The organism is Microbacterium sp. CPCC 204701 (genome assembly GCF_004010105.1).
Classification (GTDB): domain Bacteria; phylum Actinomycetota; class Actinomycetes; order Actinomycetales; family Microbacteriaceae; genus Microbacterium.
Map to the genome: position 1 here is coordinate 1 of NZ_RRYE01000068.1, position 11,175 is coordinate 11,175.

The following is an 11,175-nucleotide window of genomic DNA, read 5'->3' on the forward strand; positions in this document are numbered from 1 at the left end:
CACCCCGCGCGCACCGCACCGCACCGCTGTGCGCGCGACCGCCGTCCTGGCCTGCGTGGCCGTGGGCCTGACCGGCATTGCGGCAGCACCAGCCGCGATCGCCGCCGACGTGCCGGCGATCGTCGGCGCTGCGGCGGGCTTCCGGCACACGGTCGCGGTCGACGCCGACGGACAGATCTGGACGTGGGGTGACCGCGCCAACGGCAAGCTCGGCGACGGTCAGACCACCGGTCAGGTTCTGGTCTCGCAGCGCGTCACCGACCGGGGCGCGATTCCCGAAGACGTCAAGATCGTGAACGTGTATGCGAACGACGGCAGCACGTTCGCTCTCGGCGACGACGGCGAAGTCTACGCCTGGGGCGAGAACGGCAACGGCGAACTCGGCGACGGAACCACGACCGACCGCCACACGCCTGTCCTCACCGAACAGGGCATGATTCCCGCCGACGTGGAGATCGTCGATGTCGCGCTCACGGCAGGGACGACGTTCGCGCTCGGGAGCGACGGCTGGGTGTACTCGTGGGGCACGGGCTACCTGGGCACCACGGTCACAGCGACGCAGACCACTCCGGCCGCGATCCTGCCTGGTGCGATCCCGGCAGGTGTCAAGGTCGTCGATCTGGCTGCGGGCGGCAACCCGCAGCGCGCGACCGTCATCGGCGATGACGGCAAGGCCTACAGCTGGGGTTCGGGCGGCGCCGGTGCACTCGGCAACGGCGCGACCGCCGCCAGCGAGACGCCCGTGGCGGCGAGCCAGGGCCAGATCCCGACCGGCGTCAAGCTCGTCGAGGCGGCGGTGTTCGGCAACACGACTGTGGCCATCGGCGACGACGGCCGTTCGTACGGCTGGGGCGACGGTTCGTGGGGTCAGATGGGGACCGGTGTCGCGACGAACTCGAACACCACGCCGACGCAGGGTTCGCTCGGCGCCATCCCGGCGAGCGTCAAACTCGTCGATGTCGCCGGCGTCAGCGGTACCGCGATCGCGCTCGGCGACGACGGCAAGGCGTATGCCTGGGGCCGCAACAACTCCGGTCAGCTCGGTGACGGCGTCACCCAGGTCAGCGGTTCGACCGCCGGGCGATCGCTGCTCCCGGTGGCCGTCGCGCAGGGCGAGATCCCCGCCGGCGTACGACTGACCTCGCTGTCCGGCGATGGAGCCAACGGTACGACGGTCACTGCGAAGGCCGATGACGGCAAGCTCTACGGCTGGGGCCTGAACTCACACGGTCAGATCGGCGACGGCAGCAAGATCAACCGCAATACCCCGGTGCGCGTCGAGATCGGTGCCGAACTCGGTGGCGGACAGTCCACAGCGGTCACGATCAGCACGCCCGACGTGGTCGTCGAAGACGCCGCATCCGTGATCGTCGCCACGATCGCCCCCGTTGCTGCCGGCTCGGTGACCTTCACGGTTCCGTCGCGCAACCTGACCCTCGGTACGGCTCAGGTCGTGGACGGCAGCGCGCAGCTGACGTTCACCCCGGCGTTCTTCGGGACGCACGAGGTCCTGGCAACCTTCACTCCCGACAAGCCGCTGCAGTTCAACGCCTCGACGGTGACATCTCCGGTGGAGGTGGTGCAGAGCCCGAAGCCGAAGATCACGGTCACCCCGGGACCGAACCAGTGGGGCAACACCCGCGGTGCCGATGACAACCCGCCGCTGATCGTGAAGATCCGCGACGGTGACACGCCGCTGGACCAGTTGACCGTCGACATCACCGCCAGTTCGCAGACGCAGGACTTCGAGCCCGTCGTCACGGTCACCGGCACCGGCGACACCCGCGAGGTCGCGATCACGGCGACCGAGGGTGAGAACGCCGTGTCGGCGAACGTCATCGTCAAGGTCACCGACCCGGACGGCAACGCCGTGCAGCAGATCCGCCAGTACCGGGCGTCGCAGACCCCCGCATCACCGACCGCGCTCTATTACTACGGCGATTCGGATGCCTCGGCCGCGATCGACGCCGGCGACGGCTACATCCTGGTCGCCGATGATGACGATCAGATCATCAAGCTGTACAAGGCCGGTCAGACGGCGTACCCGGTAAGGGAGTTCGCGCTCAACGTCCAAGGCACTGCGGTGCGGCAGATCGAGAGCGCCGTCCGCCGCGGCAACACCATCTACTGGGTCGGCGCACACTACAGCTTCCAGTCGTCGAATCGGGTGATCTTCACGACGACAGTGACCGGGTCGGGCGCTGACACACAGCTGGAGCTCAGCAAGATCTATGGACCCGGGTCCAGCTTCTTCCCGTCCATCAAGGCGTGGGACGCGAACAACGTGCACGGCCTGGGCGCCAACGCCCTCATGCTCGCGAACGAAGGCTGGGCCATCGCGGGCACCGAGTTCGCTCCGGATCAGTCGGCGACGGCCTACCTCGGGTTGGAGCGAGCGGTCACGGTGGCGGGTGCCTCGCGGGCGGTCATCGTTCCGGTGACCAACTTCGAGCAGATCGTGAATGAATCGGTCGACCCGGACTTCGTAACCCCTGTGTTCGGCGCACCGATCCTGCTGGACCTCGGGGGTCGCGGTATTCAGGACATCCGCAAGAACGCGAACGACCAGTACGTGATCCTCGCCGGAATCCCGGGAAGTCGCAACGACGATGCACTGTACACGTGGAACGGCGACCCGCAGTCGGCGCCCGCGCTCAACCGTGAGCTGCCGTTCGTGCCGCAGCAGGTGAGCGGCGTGCCTGCGGCGATCGCTCCGCTGCCCGCGCATCTGGCGGCGGGCGTTCCGGTAGAGATCATCGCCGATAGCGGTGATGCGCGTTACTACGGTGGCACCAACTCACAGGCGGACGCCAACAAGCAGACCCGCGAGGTGCGCAAAGCCTACGCCGACACGATCGTGCTGGCCGAGATGCCGGGTGAAGAGGTCGAAGCGGTCGAGACGACGACTTCGCTTGCAGTGACCGGTGAACTCGTCGAAGGTTCCGAGGTCACGCTGACCGCGTCGATTGCTCCGGCAGACGCGGTGGGCACGGTGGAGTTCTACGACGGGACCACAAAGCTCGGCGAGCGCCCGCTCGCTGAGGGTGCCGCGTCGTTCGCGACCAGCAGCCTCGCGGTGGGTGCGCACGAGGTATCGGCGAAGTTCGTCCCGGCTGACGCGGACGCGTTCACCGAATCGGCCTCCGCGGCGCAGACGGTCACCATCGTCGCGGCACCCTCGCTCGAGCTCCAAGCCTCCGTCAGTTCGAAACTGCTGGCAGGCAAGGCGTACCTGACCGTCGCTGTCCGCAACGTCGATGACGTCGCGGCCACCGTCACGGTCACCACGCCGTTCGGTTCCAAGACGTTCCCCGACGTCGCCGCCGGTGCCACCGTCACCGTCTCACTCAACACCCGCGCCGCAGTCCTGCCGGCGGGCGAGGCGGCGGTGACCGGAACCGGCACCGATGACACCGAGTTCGAAGGCACCGTCCCTTTCGGCAACTAGCCCAAACCCAAAGGGGGGTGGCTCGCCCCGAAGCCAGCCACCCCCACCCCGGGTCGCACCCGCGACCACACGCACAACGAATTCCATCCACCGACCCCGACCGGGTCGGAGAAAAGTGAGCAACAACATGCGTAATTCATTCGGAATCCGCCTCGGGGCTGCCGTCGCCGGCGGCGTCGTCCTCGTCAGCGTCGCCGGCGTCGCCGCCGCCGAGGAACTGCAAGGCGAAGACGACCTCCAGGTCACCGTCGAGGTCACCCCCACCGTCCCCGAGGGGTCCCTCACCATGAGCGTGGACGGCACCGAGGCAGTACTGACCGAGGTCGACTCCGCCGACCCCGACGTCCGCCAGTTCGACGGCGCGCTGCCGACGGTCACCGTCACCGACACTCGCCTTCCCGAAGAGATCCCCTCCGGGGCATTCTGGTACGTCCTGGGTTCCTCCACCGATTTCATCGGCGACGAAGGCCAAGACCCCATCGGCGCCGGACACCTCGGCTGGGCCCCCGCCGTGACCGACCCCGAAGGCGAAGGCACGGTCTCACCCGGCGGCCAGGTCGACACCGTCCTGGACGAAGGCCCGAACAACGTCGGCCTCGTCGACCAAGAACTGCTCGCCCTCGCCGAGTCCTCCGCCGAAGCCATCGGCGCATGGCAAGCCGAAGCCGACCTCTTCCTCAAGATTCCCGCCACGGCCGAACCCGGCACCTACGCCTCCACCCTCACCCTCTCCCTCTTCGAATAGCCACCACCACTCATCCGGCGGATGAGTCACTGATCGCACGTCGCGGTCGATACACGTTCGGGGTCGTGCACCAACGGTGCACGACCCCGAAGCCGCTTCTTGCAGGATAGGGAAGCCAAGAGCACATGAATCGCCCCAGGTCTCGTGGAGGGTCTGATTCCGCGAGAGGATGATGATCATGCCAGCACCGAAGTGATCGTCGAGGCAGTCTGTACACGTTCGGGTGTCGAATCGATGTTCTTCGATGGTCGCGGGGCGGGACCGTTCGTAGACCGGCCAGCTCAAGCGCCAGATCCGGTGCATGCGTGTCGTGGCTGACGCGCGAGACGATGGTCTGGAGCGGCGCCGTGTTGCTCGCTCGACACCGGTAGCGCAATCGTCCAACAAGTCGTTGGACAATTGCCCCGACGCGTGCCACCAGCTCGCAGCGTCCACTTCGCCAACGGACCGTTGGCGAATTGAGTGGCCCAGGTTCATAGCCCGCGCAGATGTACGAGTCTGGGCCGCGGTAGCGACAACGGCTTGGGAAGGCAGCGCAGTGGACGCGGGACTACAGTTCACGCATGGAAACAACGATGCCGTCCGATCAAGGGCCGGGCGCGCGGGCCGGCGTACTCGGCGATATGACGGTCGGCGCCATCGACGAGGTCGGCCCCGGTCGCTGCCAGGTCCGGCTCGACAAGAAGTTCCAGGAGTCGGTGATTCTGGACATCGACGCGAGCCGACCCTCGCACCCCCAACCGCGCCGTGAGAACCCCCGCAGCCGTTCTGGCCGCGGGGGTTCTTCTTCTCAGCCGGCCAACCGGGAACAGTGGTCGCCGTTACCAACGTTTAGGCGCCGAAGTGTTGGCAGCGGTATCCGGTGGCCACACTTGGCATGGTCACAAGAATCGATGGTGAAGATTCATTTTACCAACACTTACACTGCTAAGTGTTGGTAACATGGTCGCGTGACCACACCGACCGACAGCCTCGTCCCCATTGATGCGGTGACGTACGAGACCTTCGATTGGCAGCCGCGCGCGCCCGAGATACACTCGCGCGCGGAAGTGGATCGCCAGACCGGCCCCTACGACGCCGCCATCACGCCGTCTGTCGCGACCTGGTCGCCGGTCATCTCGAGCGAGGACTCAGCCGACGTCGAGGATGCGACGCGTCAGCTGGTCGAGTTCGACCAGCACGCCCAGAAGAAGTTGGGCACGGACAACCCCGCGCTCGGACCAATGACCGCGATCCTGTTGCGCACCGAGTCGGCGTCGAGCTCGCAGATCGAGCAGCTGACAGCATCGGCTAAGCAGCTCGCCCTCGCCGAGATCGACGAGGGCGACAAGCAGAACGCGCTCACCGTCGTAGGCAACGTGCGCGCCATGGAAGCCGCGCTCGCTCTGGCCGACGACATCAGCGAGGACTCCATCCTTGCGATGCACAAGGCGCTGATGCTCCACCAGACGGGATTCCCTCCTGAGGACGCCGGCCGGTACCGCCAGGAGCAGGTATGGATCGGCCCAGGTGAGGCTGGTCCTCGACTGGCTGACTTCGTCGCCCCGCATCATGACCGCATCCCCGGTGCGATCGACGACCTCGCAAGCTTCGTCAGGCGTCAGGACATCCCCGTGCTCGTGCAGGTCGCGGTCGCGCACGCCCAGTTCGAGACCATCCACCCGTTCCCGGACGGCAACGGCCGGACCGGCCGGGCGCTCGCGCAGTCGATCCTCCGGAACAAGGGTCTCGTCGGCTCAACCGCGGTGCCGATCTCGGCCGGCCTCCTCGTCGATGTCCGCAGGTACTTCGACGCGCTCTCTGAGTACAGGAAGGGTGACGCCGGCCCGATCATCCGCGACTTCGCCAACGCGAGCCGGATCGCGGCGACCACGGGAACGCAGCTCGTCGACGACCTCGTCGAGCAGCTCGAGGAGTCCCGCGAGAAGATGGCAGGCATCCGCGCGGACGCCGCAGCGTGGAAGATCCTGCCCACCCTCGTCGGCCAGCCCGCGGTCAACGTGAAGTACCTCAAGAGCGCGCTCGGCCTCGGCGAGATGGCCGCGCTGCGCGCGCTGGACGCGCTCACCGAGCGGGAGGTCCTCACCGAGACCACGGGGAAGAGTCGTGGTCGTGTCTGGCAGCATCGCGGCATATTCGATGCAATCGACTCGTACGCCTCATTGATCCGCCGGATGTCAGCGCGCTGAGCGAGAGCCACGAAGACCCCCGTCGCCCTCGTGGCGGCGGGATTTCTGTCTTCCGGAGCTCAGCCGTACAGACTGCAGTCGGGGTTGCCGCACGTGCCCGCGAGCGAGAGCTCGAAGCTGCACTCAGGACACGGTCCACCGCGGCGCTTCGGTGTTGCTCCGCTCATCGGTCCAGACTCTCGCCCACCGGGATCATCGGGGTGAATCACGCGCCAGCCTCGACCAAACGCCCGAGGGCTCACGGCGGGCGTCGGCGACGGCGACTTCGACGACTTCCGCCTCAGAGCAGAATCCGTTCGTACTGCCACGGGCGATGTTCAGCGACATCCCGCCGTCACGGCGGTCGGCGACGATGAGGCCACCGCTTTCGTATGCACCCACGATGCCGACCTTGTGGAGGAAGCCCTTGATGAAGGTGTGGTTTGCCAACGGCACGCGCTGCGCTTTCAACGCCCGGTCGATGGAGATGGACTCCCGATCAGCAGTCATGTGCGCCCCCCTCGCGGGGAGTCTGGTCAGCCTCGAGCTGGCGCGATCGGAGTCCTGCGCCGCGTTGCGGTTTGAAGCTCGTAACCCTACGCACGTAGGGTTACGAGCGGACCGAGCCCGTTTCTGGACGCTTGTCATCGCGAGGCACCCCCAGTGCCGAAGTCTGTCCCCAGCAGGCGTGCGATGACACCCAATGCACGGGCGAAGCCGAAAGTCCCCCGGTCGCCGCAGCGTCTATCTGCGGCGCCCGGGGGCACATGCGTTCGAGGGGGGATCGAACGCGTGGAAGTCGTGGCCCCAGTCCCCAGCTTCCCCAGCAGGCCGGTGCGAGCTATCCCCAGATCCTCGCGCCATGGCCCACAGCGAAGATTACCTGTCCGCCATTCGGGGGACAACTTCAGGGAACTCGGCTTTGGCATATCCTGAGGTTCTCGGCCGGGGAAAGGGGCACCACCCATGGCCAGAGGAGAGAGCGGGCGCCTGAGCACGGCGCAACTCCTGGACATCGAGCTGTCGTCGATCTGCTCACGCAACCAGTACACGAACGACGCTGCGCCCGTCGTCGACGAGCTGCAGCGCGCCGCGGGGAACCGCACCGACATCCTGGCGCAGGTCGCCGGGACGTGGGCCGGCTACTTCGACAGCCCCGAGACTCACGTGCTCGTGGAGGCACTCGTCGAGATCCCCGGCGCCGAGGAGTGGGTCGCGCTGGGCACGAAGCGCCGCGGCGTACCCCAAATCGGACGCCATAGCCTCTGCCGCCCTTCTCGTCCTCCTCCTCCTTCTTCGTCTTGGTCTTCCTGCTCCCCGTCTTCTTGATCGTCGTCGTCATCGTCATGACGAACATCAACGTCGACGCCGTCGACGGCGTCATCGCGGTCATCGTGAAGCTCGCCGTCGTCGCGACGACGACGGCACCCTCGGCGGCGAGCTCGGCGGCGGCGGGCTCGGATGTGACCGCGGACTCCGGCTCAGTCGGCGTGGGGCCGGCGGCCGGTGTTCGGGTACTGCTTCGCGTCGAGGTCGAAACCCGTCGCCGGCGGAATGAACGTCGTGCGCCGGATCAGCGCTTCACCCTGGCGGCTCGTCACCGGGCGGCCCGGTTCGGGATCGATGGGCACGCGCGCGGTTCGCCTCGCTCGCGCTGGCCGATAGACCCACGAGCGCATCCGCTGGTCGAGCTGCTGAGTGTCGAAAATCAGCTTTTCCTCGAGCACACACATCTCGCAGTCATCGTTGGATGCCCGCCGATCGCCCGACGGCTCCCCGCACGTGTGCGGGGGCGGCGCCGAGTTGCGGAGCGTGCCTTCGAGGCAATTCTGCGCGGGCCGCGCACCGTCCGCCTCTGAGGCGGGTGGGTCCGTATCCCGACATCTTCACGCGGAGCGTCGGTGGTTGCCGCTAGAAGCCAAGGGGCTGATTTGAAAGTGCGGGGTTTACGCGGAGTGCTTGACTGTTAGCTTTTCGGCACGGCGCCGAGCCTCGGGGTGGACGAGCTCAGGAAGCCCTGATAAATCGATAAAAAGAACCCCCGCGATGTAGAAGCTACGCGGGGGTTCCAGTGGCTCCGACCGGCATCGATCCGGTGACCTTTCGATTTTCAGTCGAACGCTCTACCAACTGAGCTACAGAGCCGCACGGCATCCGCTCCCGACGAATCGGTCGTGTTGCCGCGTCCTAGACGAAAGGCCCTCTTCGAGAAAAGGGCCCGTCGCTCGGAGCGACCCTGACGGGACTTGAACCCGCGACCTCCGCCGTGACAGGGCGGCACGCTAACCAACTGCGCTACAGGGCCATGCTATTGAGTTTTCTCGGGCGTGACCCCAACGGGATTCGAACCCGTGCTACCGCCGTGAAAGGGCGGCGTCCTAGGCCGCTAAACGATGGGGCCGGGTGAACCCGGGGGCTCACTCACCGAGGGTCAAGCATACGCAACGGGGCAGGAAAACGCGAATCGAGGGCGTGGCGCGCTTGTGCGCTCGGCTCTGCGGGGCGACACTTGCGGATGACCGCTGTCCCGAGCGGCGGTCGCGGCGCTCGACAGGGGTTGCGGATGTGACTCATGTTGCTAGTGTGAAAAAGGTTGACGTCGCGGGGGGAGGATCCGATGGAGTCCGACAGCACCATCGTGGATGCCTTCGACGAATGCGGCTGCGCACCGTCACCGCGTGAACGTCGGCTGCTCTGGCCGGCCATGAACCGGCGCACGGCCCTCGGGCTCGGCATCCTCGGCGCCGCCGCCGTCAGCGTGTTCGCAAGCCCGCTCGTGGCGCCCGCGTTCGCAGCCGCGTACCCCTCGTGGGAAGAGGTCGAGCGCGCGAAGGCGAACGAAGGAGCCAAAGCGGCCGAGATTGCCAAGATCCAGGGCCTCATCGCCGGTCTCGAGACCGAGGTCGCCACCAAGCGCCAGCTGGCGCAGCAGGCGTCCGACGAGTTCTACGTCGCCCAGCAGGAGTTCTTCGACGCGGCGCTGCGCGCTGAGGAGCTGCAGCAGCAGGCCGACGAGCAGGCCGCCACGGCCGTCGCCGCCGCGCAGAACGCGGGCCGCGTCGCCGCGCAGCTGTACCGCAGCGGCGGGAATGACACCTCACTCGAGCTCTTCTTCGCGGGGTCCGCGGCCGGTGCCGACGATCTGCTCGCCCGCCTCGGCACGATGGACAAGCTCGTCGATCGCAACAGCGACGTCTACGCGCAGGCCATCACGGCGCGCAACTCGGCCCAGAGCCTCAGCGATCAGGCCGAGGTGCAGCGCGCCGAGCGCGACCGCCTCCAGAAGATCGCCGAAGACAAGATGCTCGCGGCGCAGAATGCCGCCGACGAGGCCCAGGCCGCGCTCGAGGCGCAGAAGGCCATGCAGATCACCCTCGAGGCTCAGCTCGCCGCACTCCAAGACACGACCGCCAAGACGGTCGCCGCCTACCAGGAGGGCGAGCGCCTCCGCAGGGAGGCCGCCGAGAGGGCGGCCGCCGAAGCCGCCCGGAAGGCCCGGGAAGAGGCCGACCGCCTCAACCAGGGCGCAGGCGGCGGCGGTGGCGGCGGCGGAGGAGGCGTCGTCGGCTCGGGCTGGGCACGTCCCTCTTCCGGTTGGCGGAGTTCCGGTTACGGCTGGCGATCGAGTCAGTGCGGTCCGCAAGGCTGCGCCAGCAGCTTCCACCGCGGTGTCGATCTCGCCGCCGGCTGCAGCGCAGGCATCTACGCCGCCTCGGCCGGCCGCGTCGTCTACGCCGCGCCGAACGGCGGCTACGGCAACTACATCAAGATCGATCACGGCGGGGGCGTCGCCACCGGGTACGCACACATCCGAAGCGGCGGCATCTTCGTCGGCCACGGGCAGTGGGTCAACGCGGGCCAGCTCATCGCGAGCGAGGGCAACACCGGCCAGTCGTTCGGCTGCCACCTGCACTTCGAGGTGTATGTCAACGGTGGCACGGTCAACCCGGTCGACTTCATGGCCGCTCGCGGCATCTCGGTCTGACCCCGCACACTCTCGAACGACGAAGAGCGGATGCCGAGGCATCCGCTCTTCGCATGAAGCTGTGGTCAGAGAGTGCTCGGGGCCACGCCCTCGCCCTGCGTGCGCGTCTCGCCCTCGTGCTCGGCGAAGCGGTCGAATGCCTCTGACACGAGGCGCTCGGCCTCGGCGGCGCCGGCCCACTCGTCGACCTTGACCCACTTGCCGGGCTCGAGATCCTTGTAGTGCTCGAAGAAGTGGCTGATCTCCTTCTGGGTGTACTCGGGGATGTCGGCCACGTCCTGGATGTGCGCCCACCGCGGGTCCTTGGCGAGCACCGCGACCACCTTGTCGTCGCCGCCGGCCTCGTCGCTCATCTTCAGCACGCCGACCGGGCGCACCTTGGCGAGCACGCCGGGCGCGAGGTCGTGGTCGAGCAGCACGAGCACGTCGAGCGGATCGCCGTCTTCGCCGAGGGTGTTCTCGAAGAACCCGTAGTTGGTGGGGTAGCCCATCGGCGTGTACAGGATGCGGTCGAGGAAGACGCGACCGGTGCCGTGGTCGACCTCGTACTTGATGCGGCTGCCGCGCGGGATCTCGATGACGGCGTCGTACGCGCCCATGGTGGTGCTCCTTCGGATGACGGTGGGATGCCGCGACCAGCCTACTGGCGCCGTCTCGGTGAAACCGACGGGCTGAATCGGGGTGGACGAGCGTCAGGCCGGACGACGACGGTCGTTCGTCCCGGCCGTTTCACGGCGACCGCGCAGCATGCCGCGGCGCCCGAGTACGGTGGGCGGGTGGAAGACCGCAGGCCAGGACTCGACCCCGCCGTCGCCGAGGTGCGGCTGGC

8 protein-coding genes and 3 tRNA genes are annotated in these 11,175 nt (G+C 67.5%); 5 read left to right on the top strand and 6 right to left on the bottom strand.

Annotated elements, in window-relative coordinates:
* The 3 genes from EIO58_RS06600 to EIO58_RS19485 all read left to right on the top strand — a co-directional run.
* Window positions 1-3,448: RCC1 domain-containing protein (locus EIO58_RS06600; protein WP_205789162.1), on the top strand; the 3,448-nt coding region annotated here is incomplete at its 5' end.
* Window positions 3,449-3,563: 115 nt separating this feature from the next.
* Window positions 3,564-4,193 (top strand): hypothetical protein, encoded by a 630-nt coding sequence (locus tag EIO58_RS06605; RefSeq protein WP_240658615.1) that lies wholly within the window; start codon window positions 3,564-3,566, stop codon window positions 4,191-4,193.
* Between the two features lie 950 nt (window positions 4,194-5,143).
* On the top strand, window positions 5,144-6,382 hold the full coding sequence (locus EIO58_RS19485; RefSeq protein WP_127818855.1) for a Fic family protein: 1,239 nt from the start codon (window positions 5,144-5,146) through the stop codon (window positions 6,380-6,382).
* Between the two features lie 192 nt (window positions 6,383-6,574).
* Here EIO58_RS19485 and EIO58_RS06615 read toward each other — a convergent pair whose 3' ends face one another.
* Window positions 6,575-6,871, bottom strand: coding sequence for a hypothetical protein (locus EIO58_RS06615; protein WP_127818856.1), 297 nt, complete (start codon window positions 6,869-6,871; stop codon window positions 6,575-6,577).
* Between the two features lie 456 nt (window positions 6,872-7,327).
* Between EIO58_RS06615 and EIO58_RS06620 the strand changes: the two genes are divergently transcribed.
* Window positions 7,328-7,690, top strand: coding sequence for a hypothetical protein (locus EIO58_RS06620; RefSeq protein WP_127818857.1), 363 nt, complete (start codon window positions 7,328-7,330; stop codon window positions 7,688-7,690).
* A 152-nt stretch (window positions 7,691-7,842) separates the two neighbouring features.
* On the opposite strand, the gene EIO58_RS19140 is transcribed toward EIO58_RS06620, so the two are convergent.
* From EIO58_RS19140 to EIO58_RS06635, 4 genes are all read right to left on the bottom strand, one after another.
* Window positions 7,843-8,094: a hypothetical protein gene (locus EIO58_RS19140; protein ID WP_205789163.1), complete on the bottom strand. Its 252-nt coding sequence runs from the start codon at window positions 8,092-8,094 to the stop codon at window positions 7,843-7,845.
* A gap of 339 nt (window positions 8,095-8,433) precedes the next feature.
* Window positions 8,434-8,506, bottom strand: a tRNA-Phe gene (locus EIO58_RS06625).
* An 86-nt stretch (window positions 8,507-8,592) separates the two neighbouring features.
* Window positions 8,593-8,666: transfer RNA gene (locus tag EIO58_RS06630), tRNA-Asp, on the bottom strand.
* Between the two features lie 23 nt (window positions 8,667-8,689).
* A tRNA-Glu gene (locus EIO58_RS06635) sits at window positions 8,690-8,762 on the bottom strand.
* Between the two features lie 216 nt (window positions 8,763-8,978).
* Between EIO58_RS06635 and EIO58_RS06640 the strand changes: the two genes are divergently transcribed.
* Window positions 8,979-10,346 carry a peptidoglycan DD-metalloendopeptidase family protein gene (locus EIO58_RS06640; RefSeq protein WP_127818858.1) on the top strand — a complete coding sequence of 456 codons (1,368 nt, stop codon included), beginning with the start codon at window positions 8,979-8,981 and terminating at the stop codon, window positions 10,344-10,346.
* Window positions 10,347-10,411: 65 nt separating this feature from the next.
* Here EIO58_RS06640 and ppa read toward each other — a convergent pair whose 3' ends face one another.
* Window positions 10,412-10,945, bottom strand: coding sequence for an inorganic diphosphatase (ppa, locus tag EIO58_RS06645; RefSeq protein ID WP_127818859.1), 534 nt, complete (start codon window positions 10,943-10,945; stop codon window positions 10,412-10,414).
* Between the last annotated feature and the right edge of the window lie 230 nt (window positions 10,946-11,175).